This is a genomic window from Rhizobium sp. RU33A, from assembly GCF_900156055.1.
Taxonomy (GTDB): Bacteria; Pseudomonadota; Alphaproteobacteria; order Rhizobiales; family Rhizobiaceae; genus Allorhizobium.
This window is the reverse complement of record NZ_FTMQ01000007.1, coordinates 1-18,503: the sequence shown is the minus strand read 5'-3', so window position 1 is coordinate 18,503 and position 18,503 is coordinate 1. Positions and strand designations below refer to the sequence as shown.

11 protein-coding genes are annotated in these 18,503 nt (G+C 59.0%); 4 read left to right on the top strand and 7 right to left on the bottom strand.

Annotated features, from left to right (window positions below; translation table 11 throughout):
• The first annotated feature begins 230 nt into the window (after positions 1 to 230).
• On the top strand, positions 231 to 1,136 hold the full coding sequence (locus BW978_RS20385) for a LysR substrate-binding domain-containing protein (protein ID WP_076397674.1): 906 nt from the start codon (positions 231 to 233) through the stop codon (positions 1,134 to 1,136).
• Positions 1,137 to 1,193: 57 nt separating this feature from the next.
• On the opposite strand, the gene BW978_RS20380 is transcribed toward BW978_RS20385, so the two are convergent.
• From BW978_RS20380 to BW978_RS20355, 6 genes are all read right to left on the bottom strand, one after another.
• Positions 1,194 to 2,474, bottom strand: coding sequence for a TRAP transporter large permease (locus tag BW978_RS20380; RefSeq protein WP_076397673.1), 1,281 nt, complete (start codon positions 2,472 to 2,474; stop codon positions 1,194 to 1,196).
• The gene (locus tag BW978_RS20375) at positions 2,471 to 3,028 is read right to left on the bottom strand and encodes a TRAP transporter small permease (RefSeq protein ID WP_076397827.1); all 558 of its coding nucleotides are present in this window, start codon (positions 3,026 to 3,028) and stop codon (positions 2,471 to 2,473) included. Before BW978_RS20375 ends, BW978_RS20380 begins: the two co-directional genes overlap by 4 nt.
• A 63-nt stretch (positions 3,029 to 3,091) precedes the next feature.
• Complete coding sequence (locus BW978_RS20370; protein WP_076397672.1) at positions 3,092 to 4,087, bottom strand: DctP family TRAP transporter solute-binding subunit; 996 nt, start codon at positions 4,085 to 4,087, stop codon at positions 3,092 to 3,094.
• A 50-nt stretch (positions 4,088 to 4,137) separates the two neighbouring features.
• The gene (locus BW978_RS20365) at positions 4,138 to 5,028 is read right to left on the bottom strand and encodes an NAD(P)-dependent oxidoreductase (protein WP_076397671.1); all 891 of its coding nucleotides are present in this window, start codon (positions 5,026 to 5,028) and stop codon (positions 4,138 to 4,140) included.
• Positions 5,025 to 5,345, bottom strand: coding sequence for a putative quinol monooxygenase (locus BW978_RS20360; RefSeq protein WP_076397670.1), 321 nt, complete (start codon positions 5,343 to 5,345; stop codon positions 5,025 to 5,027). The genes BW978_RS20365 and BW978_RS20360 overlap by 4 nt, the downstream gene beginning before the upstream one ends.
• A gap of 11 nt (positions 5,346 to 5,356) precedes the next feature.
• Positions 5,357 to 6,715: an NAD(P)H-dependent oxidoreductase gene (locus tag BW978_RS20355; protein ID WP_076397669.1), complete on the bottom strand. Its 1,359-nt coding sequence runs from the start codon at positions 6,713 to 6,715 to the stop codon at positions 5,357 to 5,359.
• Between the two features lie 397 nt (positions 6,716 to 7,112).
• On the opposite strand from BW978_RS20355, the gene BW978_RS20350 reads away from it, so the two are divergent.
• Together BW978_RS20350 and BW978_RS20345 are read left to right on the top strand one after the other, a co-directional pair.
• The gene (locus BW978_RS20350) at positions 7,113 to 7,376 is read left to right on the top strand and encodes a hypothetical protein (RefSeq protein WP_076397668.1); all 264 of its coding nucleotides are present in this window, start codon (positions 7,113 to 7,115) and stop codon (positions 7,374 to 7,376) included.
• 534 nt (positions 7,377 to 7,910) lie between these two features.
• Positions 7,911 to 8,567, top strand: coding sequence for a response regulator (locus BW978_RS20345; RefSeq protein WP_054149545.1), 657 nt, complete (start codon positions 7,911 to 7,913; stop codon positions 8,565 to 8,567).
• Between the two features lie 64 nt (positions 8,568 to 8,631).
• On the opposite strand, the gene BW978_RS20340 is transcribed toward BW978_RS20345, so the two are convergent.
• Positions 8,632 to 10,068, bottom strand: a complete 1,437-nt coding sequence (locus BW978_RS20340; protein ID WP_076397667.1) for a sensor histidine kinase — start codon at positions 10,066 to 10,068, stop codon at positions 8,632 to 8,634.
• 318 nt (positions 10,069 to 10,386) lie between these two features.
• On the opposite strand from BW978_RS20340, the gene BW978_RS20335 reads away from it, so the two are divergent.
• A partial coding sequence (locus tag BW978_RS20335) for a peroxidase family protein (protein WP_076397666.1) occupies positions 10,387 to 18,503 on the top strand: 8,117 nt, incomplete at its 3' end.

Here is an 18,503-nt window from a genome sequence, read left to right as displayed (position 1 = left end):
GAACGGCCTGCCACATCGTGCTCCAAATGCTCGGACGTGCGGGGGTCTCTTTTCCGTGTTTCATGATCTATCCTCAATACAAACCTGATCTCTTATACTGCGACGATCAGTAAGGAAGATGCACGCAATTGGCATGGCTGCCTTGCTGAAATCACGTCTGATCGGCGCTCGTCTCTTCTCCCGCCTCGGCACCTGCTTTATGGTCATCGCACAACAAGCTCGGATGCTTCATGCAGCTCCCCATCAAAGCAATCCTCGTCTTCCATGTCACCGCGCGCGCCGGCAGCATATCGCGTGCGGCCGAAGAGTTGGGCGTCACGCCGTCTGCCGTCAGTCAGCAGATCCAGTTGCTCGAGAGCCAATTCGGGGTCACGCTATTGACCAAGGCAGGACGAAGCATTGCGTTGACGGAGGCAGGCGAGCGATATTTCTCGATGATTTCAGACCAGATCGAGCGCATCGAGGAAGCAACGGCCACGATCAGAGGTTTCCGCTCGGTCACGACCCTCACCATTCGAGCAACGCCGACCTTGTCCAACAAATGGCTTCTGCCACGCCTGGGCCGACTTCTCGACAGGCATCCCGACCTTGAAGTCCGGCTCGATGGAACGAATGAACCAACAGATTTTAATCAGGAAATGGTCGATCTCGAACTTCGCCATGGCAACGGGCGCTGGCCTGGGCTCTTCGTCGAGGGGCTGGCGGAAGAGCGCTTCCTGCCGGTTTGCGCGCCATCCTACGCCGATCCCGCATCACTGGACGCTGAGGACATACCAACCCACCGGCTGATCCATTCGGTCAAGTCGCAGGCACAGTGGGGACGATGGTTTCAACTGGCAGAGGTCACATCCGAAAGCCGTTGGAGACGCGTGCTTTTCGACCGAAGCCATATGGCAATCGATGCCGCTGTTCGCGGCATGGGTATCGCGCTTGAAAGTACCCTGATGATGCAGGACGAACTCGAGAACGGCCAGTTGATCTGCCCGGTGCGCGATCCGCCGGACCTGCGGATCACAACTCAATGGATCGTGTGTCCCCGCGACCATCTGCGTCAAAAGAAGGTCCGGCAGTTTCTCGAATGGCTTCGCGATGAACGTGACGCTTGGCAGGCGCTACAGCGCGTGAACGGCGCCTGACGACAGAAGGGGCAGACGAAGGCTTCTGCGGCCAAACTCTTCAACCGGGTCGCCGTTTCAGTAGAGGCCCAGAATGCGGATCGGCCACAGTGTCAGGCTCGGAAAGAGCACAAGTGCAAGGATCGCGGCTATCAGGATCGACATCGGCGCCAGCGATCCCTTGACCACATCCTCGATCGACATTTTGGCCACCTGAGCGACTGCAAACAGGCAGACACCGACCGGTGGCGTGACCAGCCCCAGCGTAAGTGTGATCACCATGACGACGAGGAAATGGATGGGATCAACACCGAGTGAAACGGCCGGCGGCAGCAGCACCGGGATCAGGATGAACATGGCCGCGATTGCATCCATGAACATGCCAACTACGATCAGAAAGAGGAAGATCAGGACCAGAGCCATGGTCGGGCCTGTCGAGATGGCACCGAGGAAGGTCGCGACCTGTGCGGGAAGCCCGTCATATGTGAAGACCCAGGCTGCAAGCTTGGCTGTGGCCGCAATGAAGAGGATCGTTCCCGACGTCCTCGCCGTTTCAATGAAGATACCCGGCAGTTCCCGCGGCGAGATCGTGCGGTAGAGAATGACCGACAGAAAAAGCGTGTAGAGAACCGCGATACCGGCAGCCTCGGTCGGCGTAAAATAACCATCGACAATCCCGACCAGGAGGATCACTGGCGTCAGCATTGGCAGAATGGCGGCCAGACCGGTCTTGAGCACGAGGCGCAGGTTGAATGGCGAGGGCGGATTGAAGCCATAACGCACCGCATAGATGTGGTTGAAGACCATGAAGGCGAAGGCAATGAAGAGGCCGGGTATCAAACCGGCGACGAGAAGCGTGCCGATGGAGGCATTGGCAATCGAACCAGCGATGACGATGAGTATGGAGGGCGGTACAATCGAGGAGAGCGTCGAAGTGCAGAGCGTCAAGCCAACGGCATAGCCCTTCGGAAACCCGTGGCGTTCCATGGCCTTGATCTCTATTGCACCGATGGATGCGATATCGGCGACCGATGAGCCGGACACCCCGCCAAAGATGACGGAAGAGGCAACGTTCACATGGCCGAGTCCGCCCGGCAACCAGCCGACCATTGCTTCAGCGAAGTCGAAGAGCTTCTCGGCCACCCGGCCGCGCTCCATCAAGACACCCACCAGGATGAACAGCGGAACGGCAACCAGCAGGAACGAATTCATGGCAGAAAACATGCTCTGCGCCATGAGATCGATCGGGGCCGAGGTGAACATCGCGATGGCGATGACACTCGAGAGTCCAAGTGCGATCGCAAGCGGCACGCCGAACACACTCATGGTCAGGAAAAGCGCTAGAAGGACGAGGCTCATGACAGCGTCTCCGTCGAATTGGAGGCCGGATCTTGATGCCGCAATTCAGGCATCTGAACATCCGGCTCGAGGATTTCGATGAGATGCCGTCGGCGCTTGAGGCTGTCAACGATACCGAGAACAGCAAGCATCGCGCTAAGCGGCATGATTGTGCCGATGAGCCACATCGGTATGGCAAGCGTTGCCGCCGTTTCGTTCATGGAGAATTGCTGCCAGGCAAGCTTGTAGCCCGTCCACGCCATCAGGGCGAAGAAAACGACCGAGCTCAACACATAGATCGGCACGGAGAGCCGGCGGATCGCGAGCGGAAACATGGCGAGGAGGACGGTAACCCGCGCAGTTTCGACCGTACGAAACCCTGCTGCAAGTCCCAGAAAGATCATCCAGACAAAGAGGTAACGAGTGGCTTCTTCTGTCCATGCCACGGACGTGTTGAGCAGGCGACTGCCGACCTGAAGCAAGACGACGACAAGAATGCCAAAGGCTGCAAGTCCAGCCGCTATGTCGCTCAGGGCCTTCAGGAGGCTACCGAACATCGAACTGTTTTGAGACATGGTTGATCCTCCCGTCATGAACCGGACCGGCATCCTCCATGCCGGTCCGATCTTGTCCATCGATCAGTTCTTGCCGACGGCGGCAACGGTCTTGTCGAAGAAGGCCTGATCTTTCACCAGTCCGGCAAAGACCGGATAGAGCTGCTTTGCAATGGCGACAAAGGCCTGTTGCTGCTCTGGCGTAAGGCGATTGACCTCCATCCCCTGCGCCTGCAGTTCGGCGATGGTCTTTTCGGCGGTCGCGTTGTCGTTTTCGACCTTCCAGGCTTCAGCCTCGACAGCAGCCTCCTCGATCGCCTTTCTATGGGCGTCGCTCAGACCTTCAAACCGTGCGGGATTGATGCCGAGCACCCAGCCATCACCCATGTGGTTGGTGATCGAGACATACTTCTGGACCTCGTAGAATTTGGCAGACAGCGGCACGCTGACGGGGTTCTCCTGTCCGTCGACGACCTTGAGCTGGAGTGCATTATAGACTTCCGCAAACGCCATGGGGGTCGGCACTGCGCCCATCTTGCCGAAGAACTCGACCCAGAGGGGATTGTTCGGAACGCGAAACTTGAGGCCCTGCAGATCTTCCGGCTTTTCAATCGGTCGCTGCGAATTGGTCATCTGGCGGAAAGGGCGCGGCCAAAGATTGATGCCCTTGATGCCGATGGCATTGAGGTCGGCGATCAGTTCCTTGCCAGGCTCACCGGCGAGATAGGACCGTAGCTGGGCTTCGTCATCGAAGAGGTAGGGGATCGAAATGGCCGAGAATTTCGGGTTGAAGTTGGCGTAGAGCGACGTTGCCAGAACCAGCATATCGAGCGATCCGCCGGCAAGCTGCTTCACGGCAGCAGATGGATCGCCGCCATAGAGCGTCCCGTTGGGAAACACCTTGATCGTAAGCTCGCCATTGGTCTTGGCGGAAACGAGCTCGGCGAACTTGTTGGCTGCAACGGTGATCTCCGACGTGTCCGGATCCGGCGTTGAAAGTGTCAGCGTTTCCGCCTGTGCAAGGCTCGCGGTCAGCATGGTGGCGGCCGCGATAAGGCTGCGCATTGTGAACTGTCTCATGTCTTTTCCTCCCGTTTGACATTAGATGACGATCGGCACGTGAACCGGGCTCAACCCGAATTCATGCGCCGCAACTCAAGAATGACCCCGCTGTGATCGAGGTCTCCATCGCCATGATCCACCATGGCCTGGAACAGACGATCGACCTCCTCGCCGACCGGCAATTTCAACCCGTGGCTCCGCGCGAAACGGAGTGCGGTCGATGTGTCCTTAACCTGATACTTGGCCGGGCCACCCGGCTTGAAATCCTCTTCCACCATGCGCAAGCCGTGTTGGCGAAAGACGGTGGAATCCGCAAATCCGCCGAGCAGCGCTTCACGAACACGGGCTGGATCTGCGCCACCCGCTTGCGCCAAAGTCAGCGCCTCGGCCACGGCGCAAATCGTCGAGGCAACGATCAGCTGGTTGGCGAGCTTGGTGAGTGCCCCGCAGCCGGATGGCCCCACATGCGTTACCCGACCAAGGGGCGTAAAAATCGGAGAAAGCTGGTCGACCACCGCGGCATCCCCGCCCGCCATGATCGCAAGCCGGCCTTCCTTGGCCCCGAGTTCCCCACCGGAAACAGGCGCATCGACACAGGCAATACCCCGTGCTGCCGCCTCATGTGCAATGGCAACCGCGGTATCAACCGGAATGGAACTCATGATCACGAGCATTGTGCCGTCACGCATGTGCGCAAGTGCACCGTCTTCACCAATCAATACGGCCTCACAGACCGGCCCCGAGCTCAGCATGCAGATAACAACATCCGCATCTTGGACAGCAGCCCTGACCGTCGCGACAGGGATCACGCCATTACCCCGCAAAACCTCGGCCTTTTCCAGACTGCGGTTCCAGGCGCGGACCTCGAACCCGGCCTTCGCCAGGTTTAAGGCCATTGGGGCACCCATGATGCCGGTTCCCAGAAAACCGATCGTCTGACGTGGCGAGATTGCTGTCATGACCTGTGACCTGTGGGATGCAATCGATCTGCGAAGCGGACAGGCCGCTCCTCAACGATGAGTGACGGAAACACCTCCCGAAAGCGGGCCAAATGTGGCGTCTCGAGATGGGCATCGAAAGCTGCACGGCTGTCATAGACCTCGTAGAAGACAACCGTGTCGTCGCTACCCTTGGGGCAGATGACATCGAACTGTCGGCAGCCGGGCTCGTCGGCCAATGAGTGAGACGCATCATCGCGCGCCGCATCAAGAAAGGCCGTCATCATGCCAGGCTTCACCTGAAACTCGGCAATCACGACAAAGGATTGAACAGCCATCTTCCCCTCCCTCACTCGGCAGCGATCTTGGCCGGGCGAAATCGCTCTTCCATCTCCTGGCGCAGCGACACAACATCGAGATCGGTGACGAGTTCGACGTCGTCGAAGGAAACGATCTGGTCCTTCTTTATGGCCCGCTTCAGTTTGACGTTGTGGGCAAGACCGATCGGCAAGGCCTTAAGATCGAGGCTGCGTGCGGCCGGAATTGCGTTCGCCCAAACGGCATAACCGCCCTCGCCGTCGAGCATTTCACCCGGCTGCATATCCTTCTTAGCGGTGGCGACCGCGTCGCCACGGAACTCCTTGGACGAACCAGTCGGCTCGTTGCGCAGCACGGCGGAAAGAACGCTGATCGAGGTTTCCAGACCGATGATATGGAACGGCCGCCACATGGAAGCATACCAGCCCGATGGGTCCGTCAGCAGACCGTACTGCTTGAAGCAGGCGCGTGCATATTCGTTGTGTGCCTTGAAGGTGACGAAGACGCCGTAGCGAATGTTGTTGAACACCTCGCGGCCATCCGGCTCCTGGCTGGCAGCGATATCAACGAGGCCTGAGCGTGCCATGCGACCACCATCGGCGACCGGGCGGAACACGCGGGCGAGATCGTGCAGGCCGGCCGGGGGAAAGGCCAGTCCATCATCCGGGCAATCGAGGCCCGTACCGTTGGCGACGGCCGCCATTTCGATGGCCGCCTTGGTGCCGTCGGTGAAGGAATTGTAGAGCTTCGGGTTGAGGTTGTCCGCGGCGACCTGCTCTTCGGTCCAACCGAACAGGCCCCAAACCGTATCTGGGGTGGAATACCGATAGCGCGGCTCGAAGTTCATGCCCTTGCCGGCCGACGTGACTTCAAAGCCGCTGGCGCGGGCCCAGTCGACCAATTCGCAGATCAGCGCCGGCTGATCCCCATAGGCCATCGAATAGATGAGGCCCTTAGCGCGGGCCTTTTCGGCGAGGATCGGGCCGACCATGACGTCCGCCTCGACATTGACCATGACCACATGTTTGTTGTGCTCGATGGCGCCGAGGGCATGCCGGGTACCAGCGATCGGATGGCCCGTCGCCTCAATAATGCATTCGATCTCGCCGCATTCGAACAACGCCTTCACATTGTCGGTAACGAAGGTGCCACCGGTCTTGATCGCGTCGCCACAACTGGATGCGGCGTAGCGCTCCTTTTGCCAACCGACGCGGGCCAGCGACTCCTTCGCCTTGCCGACATCGAGATCAGCAATCGCGACCATATGGAGGCCGGCAATCCGTTGCGCCTGAGCCAGCACCATCGATCCGAACTTGCCAGCGCCGATCAGCCCGACACGAACGGGGCGGCCATTTGAAGCACGGAGGGAAAGCAGGGAATAAAGGTTCATGTTCACATCCTCGACAGTGGCAAATCCGAAAGGAGAGCGGCTGGATCGACGACAAGCAATCTCATGCGGAGGCTCGACCAAGAACCTCCGGCTTCGATTTGACCTGAACGAGTAATCTCCTCCGCAAACACGACTTGCGATCGTGCCTCTCAGCCGCCTCCCACAGTGGCTGATGAGGAAATACTAGAGCCGAGCTGGGATTAGCTCAATTTAGAAGATAGGAAAAACGCTTTAGAAAATCTAATCCTTCGAGGGCCATCCTCCACGGATTTTGACCAGCTCCAAGACCCCGTGGCTGCGTTTCGGGTCGTCAGCCTCCCGTTGTGGGCTTTTCGAGTCCGACACGTACGTCAATTTCACTTGCTCTGATGCTCAAATCCCCGAAAACTGGAGGGAAATGGGGCTCAGGTCACAGACCAAGCAGCCGCTGGTCGGCATCATTCGCGAGCTCATCCAAAAAGTCGTCATTGCCAGAACACCCGGCCGGCAACCTCCAGCGCTGGAAGTCCATGGGCGCATCGTATCGATCCTGGCCGCCATGGAGACGGCGCAAATCATCGAGGCAAAGTTCAAGGCGATGGTTGATCAGGATGTGCTGGCGCGCCTGGCATCCGTCGAGATCGACACGGAGGACAAAAACCAAAAGCTCCTCGCGGGTTAGGCTGAGGAGCTTTCGAGGAAACAACTTGAGTGGCAGCAGATTTAAGTCTCATTGGTTGCGGGGGCCTGATTTTACGGAGCCTATTATGCATCTCGCATCAAAAATGCCGAACCGGGCCATCTTGCACGATGCAGAGTAATCTGGCGGCCTGATCAGCACGGAGGCGCGCTATTGACCTTCCAGGCTCATTGACGTGCCCGCAAAATCGGCCGTCAGCGCGTGCTGAAATACTGCAACAAACTGAAGCCTCGGCGTGTTGCAGCGCCATCAGCTGGCAAAAATCAGCAAGAAGAATAACATTAGATAAACACCATATACAGTTTTAAATATAAAACTACGGGCGGTAAAGCGCTATACACGCCAAACTCGCAAGACGGTGGAAGTTGCACATCGAAGCCCGTCACTCCGACTAGAGCATATCGAGACGGCCGAGCTTCTACCAGAAAAGGCCACGCCAACATTAACCGAAACTTAAACAAGATCTTCCTGAGGCCTCTTCGCTGTGGTAAGTATTTCCCTAGAGGGGTAGGGTTAATGCTTGTACGTGTGGCGTTTGTAGACGATCATCCGATACTGCTGGAGGGTTTGGTCAGCTTGTACAGGACCAAGGCTGATCTAGACGTCGTGGCGATGGGCCACAACAGTGTGGATGCCCTGAATATCCTGGAAAACCATCATCCGGACGTCATCGTCATGGATCTGAGCATGCCGGGAGATGCCTTCGCAGCGATCGACGTTATGCTGGCGTCTTATCCCGCGACCAAGGTTATCGTCTTCACAGCTTCCAGCGCGATCCAGCCCGCCGTCGAACTCATCGAAGCTGGTATCAGCGGTTATGTCCTCAAGGGCGCATCATCTTCGGATTTGCATCACGCCATCATCAGCGCTCATAGCGGCGAGACCTACATCACACCCGGCTTTGCAACCAAAGTCATCGTGTCGATGAAGACGTCGGAGCTGCGGCGCAAGGCACAGCCGCGTGAGCAGCTACACCATCGCGAGGAGCAGATCGTCAGCGGCCTGCTCAAGGGTATGACGAACAGGGAAATCGGCGTCGGCCTGAACATCAGCGAGAAGACGGTCAAACACTACATGACTTCACTGATGAGCAAACTCAACGTCCGCAATCGCGTCGAACTCGTGATTGCCGTGAGGAACCGGACGTCGCCGCGGGACCGGATCGCAAGCTGACGATTATACCAAGTGTCGATGATAAAAACCGATAGAATCCGCTTCTTAGAATCGGCACTTGCTATCAGTCGACGTTTCCAATCGGCAAGCTAGCCACCACAAATGAACCGTTTCTGCGAGGGAAATAGCGTACCCGACCACCAAATGTGCGAACGCGTCGCTTCTGGCTGACCTTGCCCAATCGAGCCCTCTGCACCTCACGTTTTGACGACAAGACCGGGCGCTGGCCAACATCGACCACCGCGACGAACAGACGTCCGCGTTTGAAGCTGCAGCGCACCATATGAGAATTGCCGTGGGCGTGACGGTAGCTGTTCATCAGCCCTTCGAGAACGAACCGGTAGAGGCAGATCGACAGATCAGGAATGCGCAGATCCGTGCCGGCGCATCCAGTCAACACTGTTTCACGTCCCGTGATCTCGAGGTAACGCTTGGTTGCAAGCTGAAGAGCTTCGTCGATGGTGGCATGCTCGAGCTCGGGAAGCACCAACCCGGCCGACAGGTTTCGGACTTCATCGAGAACGCTGCCCACGAGATCCAGGATCTTGGTGAGGGCATCCCGCATCTCTGGGGAGACATCCGGCCGCGGCGTGACCAGATCACTCAAACGCAGCTTCAGGAGCGTGAGAAGCTGAACCGAACCATCATGCAGGTCCGCACCGATCTGATCCAGGATGCGCTCGTTCAGCTTGCCGGCTTCTGTCCGCGCATTATCGGCGAGGAGGCGGAGGCGATTGTTTTCAACCGACAGCTCGATGGCGTTGCGGAGGCTTTCCTTCAGAGTTCGGCGCTGTTGTTCGATAAGCTGCGCGCCTCGCCTGACCACAAGATAAAGCAGTGACAGCATCGGGACAGACAGAAGAAAGACGCCAGCCATCGACGTTTGCCGGGTCTCGGCAATCTGCCGTTCGAGCACTTCGGATTCTTCGTAGACCTCGCCCGCCAGCAAAACCTTACCTTCGGGCGACCTGATCAGGGGGCTGTAGACCTCCAGAAGAGACTGAGCTTCCTCTTCGTCCGTATAGGCGTGTTTTGCAACCGTGGTCCGGGAGACGGTCGTCCTTCCGGCGAGGGCTTGTTCCAGCTCTTCGAAAAGCGCCGGCCCCTCGGTAGGCGCGGATGGATAGACCTGTCGGCCATCGGCGGACCAGATCTTGATGTTGATGATCCGCTGTCCTGGGGGTCCTGTCCCGATCAGATTGGTAACCCTGGCCTGAAACTCGTCATCGAAGCGGAAGGCCCCGTTTTCCGAGGGCTCCACAAGGGGAGCGACGAGAGTCTGAAGTCTGACGGCTCCTGCGGAGCCCGCCGCATTCCGGGCCGCCTTTTCGACCTGTGCGGCGACAAACAGGCTCACGCCGGTCATCAGACCAAACACGATCAGGGATGCCGCAATCAGGAACTGTGCCGACAAGGACAGGGATTTCAGCCTGAGCCAGGCGCCCTGGACCAAGGATGGCGCCGCAGTTTCATGTGCTATCTTCTTCGACTTGGTGTTCATCACACCGGGCCGAGTTCTGCCCAGAGCATCAGCATCGGTTTTCCCTTCCCCCCGCGCCTTCCAGAGGCACCCAGTATAGTGATGCAGTTTTCCCGCCTACACTTGGGATTGAATTGATGCACGCTTAAGTCTTCTTGTCGACTGCGTTCTGCAGAAGTTCAGACCAAGGTCCGAACTAAGTTTGGACTTTGATCCATGATTTCGCGAGACCAAGTACCCTTACCATTCCGCGTGGCTGTGAGACCCTGCTCTCCTGACAAAACCCTGACAGGACGTACAGGGGCGAACATCGGAGGCGGGGGCTTCCCCGATAAAAGCATGGTCCAGGTCAACCAGCACGATCTCGAATTCATCCTGCGGCAGATTAAGATCGCCGAAGCAAACTCGATCGCTCATTCTGGAGCCGATGCGAAGGCCCTCATGAATATCTGGGTCGATGAGCTCGGCAACTTGGTGCCGGCGGGCACGCCCGGCGCGACGCTCGCGATCAGCGCCGAGCACGTACCCTACGGTCTGCGCACCGTCGACGGCAGCTTCAACAATCTGGGCGCCGGTCGCGAGAATTGGGGCGCCGTCGATCAGCCGTTCCTCGACCTGCTGGGCGACGAATGGCGCGCAACCGACGGGGACACTTTCACACTGCAGTCCGGCACGGTTGTGCCAGGCGCCTACAACCCGACCGGCGCCGTCGCCGATGCGGATCCAAGACTGATCTCGAACTTGATCGTCGATCAGACACTCGCGAATCCAGCCGCCATTTACACCGCACTCGTGCAGGCCGGCTACTCCGGCGATCTGATGGCGGCGATCAATGATATCAGGGCCGACTTTGCCGCAGCTCTCCAAGCCGTAACGCCAGTAGGAACCGCTCCTTTCAAGACGGACGCAGTCTTGATCGCGGAGGCTACAAAACGGGTGGCCGCCGACATTGAGGAAGAGTACAGCATCAAGTTCGACGGTCCCTCCATCCTGATCGAGAACGTGGCGCCGGATGAGGGGCTCTCGGCATCCTATAACTCGTGGTTCACGCTGTTCGGTCAGTTCTTCGATCACGGCCTCGACCTGGTTCAGAAGGGGGGCAACGAGAAAATCTACATTCCGCTGGCGCCGGATGACCCGCTTTATGTTCCCGGCAGTTTCACCAACTACATGGTGCTGACACGCGCGCCACAACAGCCGCTCAACCTGACCACGCCGTTCGTCGATCAGAACCAGACCTACTCCTCCGTCGCCTCCAAGCAGCTTTTCCTGCGTGAGTACAAACTCGTCGACGGCAAACCCGTATCGACGGGTCACCTTCTTGAAGGCTCCAAGGGGATTGCAACCTGGGCCGAGGTGAAGGAACAGGCGGCGAAGATGCTGGGCGTCGAGCTGACCGACAAGCTCGTCGGAACCGTTCCGCTCTTCAAGATGGATGCCTATGGCGAGTTCGTGCGCGGGCCGAACGGTCTTCCAATGGTTGCGACCGGCACTCCCAACAACATCGTTTGGGTCGAAGGCAATCTGACAACGCCGATCAGCCTTGCAAATGCCGTACTGACAAACCACGCCTTCCTCGACGATATCGCCCACAATGCGGTCCCCGGAATGGTCGATCATGACCGGGATCCTTCAACCGCCCCCATCATGAAAGGGGCGGATGCCGACAATGTCGCAAACAACGCTATCCAGCTGAATACGCTTGGCCAGGCAACGACCTATGACAACGAACTGCTCGACGCGCATTTCGTCACGGGCGACGGTCGCGGCAACGAAAACATCGGCCTGACCGCGGTCCACCACATTTTCCACTCCGAGCACAACCGCATTGTCGAGCAGGTAAAGGCTCAGGCGATCGCTGCGGCCCAAAGCGGCAACTTCGCCTTCCTGAACGAATGGCTCGCGACGGACGTGACGGCTCTGCCGGGCAACCTTGCCACGCTGAACTGGGATGGCGAGCGTCTGTTCCAGGCTGCACGCTTCACCACCGAAATGCAGTACCAGCATCTGGTCTTCGAAGAGTTCGCCCGCAAGGTCCAGCCGGATGTCGACGCCTTCGTCTTCAATCCTTCGATGGATATCAATCCGGCAATCTTCGCCGAGTTCGCGCACGTCGTCTATCGCTTCGGCCACTCGATGCTGAATGAGACGGTCGATAGGGTTGGCTTGCCCAGCGAGACGGCGGCTGGCGTTATCGTGCCGGCACCAAAGACCTCAATGGACCTGTTCACCGCCTTCCTGAACCCGACAGCTTACGCACCGGGTCAGATCACCGCCGACCAGGGCGCCGGCGCCGTCATTCGCGGCATGACCGGGCAGGTTGGCAACGAGATCGACGAATTCGTCACGGACGTTCTGCGCAACCATCTGGTTGGCATTCCGCTCGACCTTGCGGCGCTGAACATCGCTCGCGGCCGCGAGACCGGTCTTCCTGGCCTCAATGCTGCGCGCGCCCAATTCAAGGAAATTGCCAACGGCGACACACAGCTCGACCCCTACAAGAACTGGGTCGACTTCGGCATGAACCTCAAGAACCCGGCCTCGATCGTAAACTTTATCGCTGCCTATGGAACGCACTCCTCAATCACGTCCGCGACCACTGCAGATGCAAAGCGCGAAGCGGCGATGAACTTGGTGTTCCAGACAGTCGACTCTCCTGCTGATCGCCTGGACTTCCTGAATGGTATCGACAATGGCACCAATGACTACTTCACCGATCTCGGCGGCCTCAACGACGTAGATCTCTGGATCGGCGGTCTGGCCGAAAAGAAGATGGCCTTCGGCGGCATGCTGGGCTCGACCTTCTCCTTCGTCTTCGAACTCCAGCTTGAAAACCTGCAGAACGGCGACCGTTTCTACTATCTGTCGCGCACCCAGGGTCTGAACCTTCTCAACGAACTGGAAGCCAATTCCTTCGCCGAAATGGTCATCCGCAACACCGATATCGGCGAGACCGGATATGCCGTGCCGGGCGACATCTTCTCAGTCCCGGATCACGTGCTTTATGTCGACCGCGATGAGCAGAGGAAGTGGGGTTACACCGATCCGACGGGCACCGATCTCTTCCAGAACGCGCTGTCGCCCATGGTGCAGCGGGATGCGAGCACCAATTTCCTCCAGTTCAACAGCCTCGATCACGCCTTGATCCAGGGCACTGACGATGACGACACCATCATTTCTGGTGGCGGCGACGACACCGTCTGGGGCCGTGGCGGAAATGACCGGATCGAAGCCGGCTATGGTGTCGACAAGATCCACGGGGGTGAAGGCAACGACATCATCACCAACTCGGGGACCGACATCGGTGAGACCGACTTCCTCATGGGTGAGGAAGGAGACGACGTCGTCCATGGCGGCTCTGGCCTGGCGCTTGTCTTTGGCAACCAGGGCTCTGACGTGTTGATCGCCGGCCCCGATGGCAAGGAAATGTTCGGTGGCGAGGGTGACGACTTCATGCTCGGCGGCGAAGGCGGCGACTTCCTGCTCGGCAACGAAGGCGACGACTGGATTGAGGGCGGCAACGGCTTCGACACGACAGCCGGCGACAATTCCGAACTCTTCTTCAACTCGACGATCCTCGGCCATGACGTCATGTTTGCCGGTGAAAACGAGCATGACTTCGACGCCGAGTCCGGCGACGACATCATGGTGCAGGGCGAAAGCGTCATGCGCAATGAAGGCATGTGGGGCTACGACTGGGCGATCTACAAGGGCAATAGCGAGAATGCCGATGCGGATCTGACCAAGCCGATTTTCACGACCGACCAGCAAGACATCCTGCGCAACCGCTTCGACGCTGTCGAAGGTCTTTCGGGTTACAAGCAAAACGACGTGCTTCGCGGTGACAATCGCGCGACGGCCTTCCCGTCGACGCCGGATCCCGAGGCCGAGCCCGACGCCAATCTTGCCGGCGCCGAAAACACCATGGTCAAGCACCACCTCAGCCAGGCAGGCATCGATCGCATCGCCGGCCTGCGAGAACTGCTGGGCAACCTCGTCCAGACGAGTACAGCTGTCGGCGAAGCCGCCCGCGAGGCTGAAATCGCCTTCGACGATGGCAATATCCTGCTCGGCGGCGGCGGCAGCGACCTCATCGAAGGCCGCGGTGGCGACGACGTCATCGATGGCGATGCCTGGCTTAACGTGCGGATCCGTATCAAGGACGGCGCGACTATCTATACGGCAGACAGCCTGGCGGGTCCGGTCTATCTCGAGTCCAAGCTGGTCAACGGCGAAATCCCGGCGAACACTGCACCCGCCTTGGGAGGCAAGGCGCTGTCTGATCTTCTGCTGGCGCGGACCATCACACCGGGCCAGATGGAAATCGTTCGCGAAATCGTAAACGGCGGCAAAACGGGCGATGTCGATGTCGCAGTCTATTCCGACGTTCGCGAAAATTACTCGTTCACACGCAACGCGGATGGTAGCGTCACTGTCACCCATGTATCGGTCGATCCAGACGGTACGCTTGGGCTCGTTACGTCTGACGGAACAGACCGCCTGTCGAACATCGAAGCCTTGCGCTTCGGAGACGGTTCGACAGTCTTGCTCCAAGATCTACTGAACCGGCCACCCGTCATCACGTCGAACGGGGGCGGTGATACGACCACGATCTCTCGTCCCGAAAACTCGACCGTCGTTACCACCGTAACCGCAACGGAGCTCGATGCGGGTCAGGTGCTGACCTATTCGATCAGCGGTGGGGCAGATGCAGGATTGTTCTCGATTGACGAGAACACTGGTGTTCTGTCGTTCATTTCTGCGCCGAACTTCGAAGCACCGACGGATGCCGGCGGCAACAACGTCTATGACGTTGTGGTCCAGGTCTCGGACGGAATTGCAGTCGACACCCAGGCTCTCGCGGTCACCGTAACCAACGCGCAGGAAGGTCAGAGCGGCGTTCCCGTGATTTCCGATCTGACGCCCACTCGGCCCCAACAACTGTCCGTCAATACGGCAGGTATTGCGGATCCGGATGGCCTCGGTACATTTGCCTATCAGTGGCAAGTGTCGACCAACAATGGGGCGACCTGGGGTAACATCGCAGCTGCCACCGCGTCGACTTTCACGCCCGTCGCGGCGCAGGTCGGCAATCTGCTGCGCGTTCAAGTCACGTATACCGATGGCGCTGGTGCGCTGACGACGGTGACCTCCACACCGACCACTCCCGTCGGTGACACGATCGGCGGAAGTGCTCTTGGCACTAACATCAACGGCACAAATGGGGCCGATGTCATCGCAGGTAATGGTGGCAATGACACGATCAACGCTGGCGCTGGCGATGACACCATTAGCTGGACGGTGGATAATCCGATCGTGGTACTGGGGATACCGGTCTTTACCCGTACAGATGGTCGCGACTTCATCGATGGTGGCGCAGGCACCAATGACACCTTCATCGTCAACGGAAACAATACAGCAGAAACCTATCGCATCTATGCCCGAGCCGACTGGCTCGCGCTGCCTGGCCGGACTCTCAATGCCAACACCGAGATCGTTATCACTCGCAATGGCACGGCCAACAACAACGTGATCGCCGAGCTCGACAATATCGAGGAAATCATCATCAACACTGGTCCGGGCAACGATCTGGTCATCCCGGTCGGTAACTTCAACCCGACCAGCCTGAACTTCAATACGATCACGATCGAAGGCTCCGAAGGAAACGACACGGTCAACATTTCGGATCTTTCCTCTGCGCACCGCATCCTGTTCCGTTCCGCCGGAGGCCAAGATACCATCATCGGCACCCTGCGTGCACAGGATGTCGTTGAGATCCCCGAAGGCGCGAATCCGACAGATTATGCGCTGACAGAGAACGGCGACGGCACGAAAACACTTTCGAACGGGGCGCACTCGATCACCTTCTCGGGCGAGGTGCCAAAGCTTGCTGTCCCGAGCGAACATGGGATCGAGAACCCCGGTACAATTCCCGGCCCTGCGGGCGCCTTCGAATACACGGCGCGCGACATCCAGGGCATCACGAACCTCCTCAAGGGCTTGCCCGCCTTCGAAGGAGATGATGATACGGCAGGTGCTGGCGGCGTCCGTGATCTCTCGGGCAACGGCAACAACATCGACAATCCGACCTTCGGCTCTGCCGACCAGCCCTTCCTCCGCCTGACCGAAGCCCGCTATGGCGCCGGTGTCGAGCTGGATGCCCAGGGCAATATCATCAACCGGGCCCTCAACCCAATCTTCGACGGGCTCGATCCACGGGCGATCTCCAATGCCATCGGTGCGCAGGAGGCAAACCTGCCGAAGGCACCGAACGAGGCCAACATCTTCTTCATGGCCTTCGGTCAGTATTTCGACCACGGTCTCGACTTCCTGCCAAAGGGTGGGGCCGGCAAGGTAATCATCGACGGTGCGGACATCCCCGGACCGACGGCGGCCAACTTCACCGATCTCACCCGTGGCTCGCTGGCGAGCCCGCTGCAATCGGCGAGTGATACGCCCCAGCATATCAACAAGACCTCGCCTTACGTCGACCAGAACCAGGTCTATGGTTCGAACGTGATCGTCGGTCAGTTCCTGCGGGAAAGCGACGGCGCCCGCGGTGTCGGTTCGCACATCCTGATGGGACCAGAAGATCCCTCGGCGGAGGGTTTCCACCTGATGTCGACGCTGCGCGAACTGCTCGACCATCACCGGGCAGCCGGAACCATCTTCGAAGGACCGGGCCTCGGCGCTGGCAAGACCCTGCTTGAATACTATCCGACCCTGTGGACGCAGGCGGGTGGCTACAACATGACCGTTGTCCGGGAACTCGCTGGGAACTTCATGGGCTCGAGCCATGCCCTGCTTCTCGACGCCAATCCGATCATCAGCCCGCTTGATCACTATATCGGTGGTGACGGCCGTGCGAACGAGAACTTCACGCTGACCTCGATGCACACCATCTGGGCCCGCAACCACAACTTCCATGTCGAGAAGTTGCAGGCTGCGGGTTTTGAGGGCACCCAAGAAGAGCTCTTCCAGGCCGCCAAGATGGTCAACGAGGCCGAGTACCAGCGCGTCGTCTTCACGGAATTCGCCGATGCGCTCATCGGCGGCATCCAGGGCAACGGCAGCCACGGCTTTGAAGGCTACAACGACACGGCAAACGCCGGCATCAGCCACGAGTTTGCAGCTGCGGTCTACCGGATCGGCCACTCGCTGATCGGCGACACGATCACGGTCAAGGGGCCGGACGGGCAAAACGTCTCTGTCAATCTGTTCGATGCCTTCTTGAACCCGACCAACGATGTGTTCACACCGGCAGAGATCGCCCAGCTGCAGGCGATGGGATACGATCCGAAGCCCGGCTATGAACAGCTCGGCACCGGTGCGATCCTTGCTGGCATCGTCGAGCAACCGGCGGAAGACGTCGACTTCAACGTCGTCAATGCGGTTCGAAACGACCTCGTCCGTATCCGCGCCGATCTGTTCGCCTTCAACGTGGCGCGTGGACGCGACGTCGGTCTCGGTACCCTCAATCAGGTCAAGGCCGATCTGCAGGCCTCGACCGATCCCTACATCAAGTTCGCTGTCGAGTTCCTCGAAGCCAATGGGGGCTCGATGAACCCCTATTCGAGCTGGCAGGACTTCCAGCAGCGCAACGGGCTCAGCGATGTCGTGCTTGCGCAGTTCATCGCAGCTTATCCGGATCTCGTGTTGCAGGCCGATAAGATCGCAGCCTTCAAGGCGATCAACGGCAATGTCGTCGCGGTCCAGCCCGATGGCACCGGTCTGGTCAAGGGCATTGATCGCGTCGACCTCTGGGTCGGTGGTCTTGCCGAGAGGCACTTCAACGGTGGCATGGCCGGCGATACCTTCTGGGTCGTCCTGCATGAGCAGTTCGATCGCCTGCAGGAAGCGGATCGCCTCTACTATCTGGAGCGCTTCGACAATTTCGACCTCTATGAAAACTTCATCGATGGCCAGGGCTTCTCTGACATCGTCACCCGCAATACCGGTCTCACCGGCCTGCCGGAAGACATCTTCTCGTCGGATCTCGAGGATGGCCCGAACGATGGCGGCGAAGAGGATGATGATAACGACGGTGATGGCGACGATGACGGCCAGACCGACAACGACGATGAAAACGACGGTGAGGATGAGGAGGACGACGACGGCGCCTCGGAAGGCGAAGGGGACGACGATGGCTCCGGCACAGGCGGCGGTACTGGCACGGGTGGCGGTACTGGCACGGGTGGCGGTACTGGCACGGGTGGCGGTACTGGCACGGGTGGTGGAACGACACCAACGCCGGTTCCGATTGCAGCACTGACGCTGATCGGCACGGCCTCTGCGGATGCGTTGCTTGGCGCTGGTGGAGACGACACCATCCTGGGTGGGGCCGGGACGGATGTTCTGGTCGGTCAGGGCGGCTCGGACATTCTGCGTGGCGAGGACGGCGACGATGTGGTGTCGGGCGGTGACGGCAATGACGTCATCAATGCCGGGCTCGGCGA

Bases quoted from the DNA above. Each gene is read 5' to 3' on its own strand.
- BW978_RS20385 (WP_076397674.1), top strand. From the start codon at position 231: ATGCAGCTCCCCATCAAAGCAATCCTCGTCTTCCATGTCACCGCGCGC.
- BW978_RS20380 (WP_076397673.1), bottom strand. From the start codon at position 2,474: ATGAGCCTCGTCCTTCTAGCGCTTTTCCTGACCATGAGTGTGTTCGGC.
- BW978_RS20375 (WP_076397827.1), bottom strand. From the start codon at position 3,028: ATGTCTCAAAACAGTTCGATGTTCGGTAGCCTCCTGAAGGCCCTGAGC.
- BW978_RS20370 (WP_076397672.1), bottom strand. From the start codon at position 4,087: ATGAGACAGTTCACAATGCGCAGCCTTATCGCGGCCGCCACCATGCTG.
- BW978_RS20365 (WP_076397671.1), bottom strand. From the start codon at position 5,028: ATGACAGCAATCTCGCCACGTCAGACGATCGGTTTTCTGGGAACCGGC.
- BW978_RS20360 (WP_076397670.1), bottom strand. From the start codon at position 5,345: ATGGCTGTTCAATCCTTTGTCGTGATTGCCGAGTTTCAGGTGAAGCCT.
- BW978_RS20355 (WP_076397669.1), bottom strand. From the start codon at position 6,715: ATGAACCTTTATTCCCTGCTTTCCCTCCGTGCTTCAAATGGCCGCCCC.
- BW978_RS20350 (WP_076397668.1), top strand. From the start codon at position 7,113: ATGGGGCTCAGGTCACAGACCAAGCAGCCGCTGGTCGGCATCATTCGC.
- BW978_RS20345 (WP_054149545.1), top strand. From the start codon at position 7,911: ATGCTTGTACGTGTGGCGTTTGTAGACGATCATCCGATACTGCTGGAG.
- BW978_RS20340 (WP_076397667.1), bottom strand. From the start codon at position 10,068: ATGAACACCAAGTCGAAGAAGATAGCACATGAAACTGCGGCGCCATCC.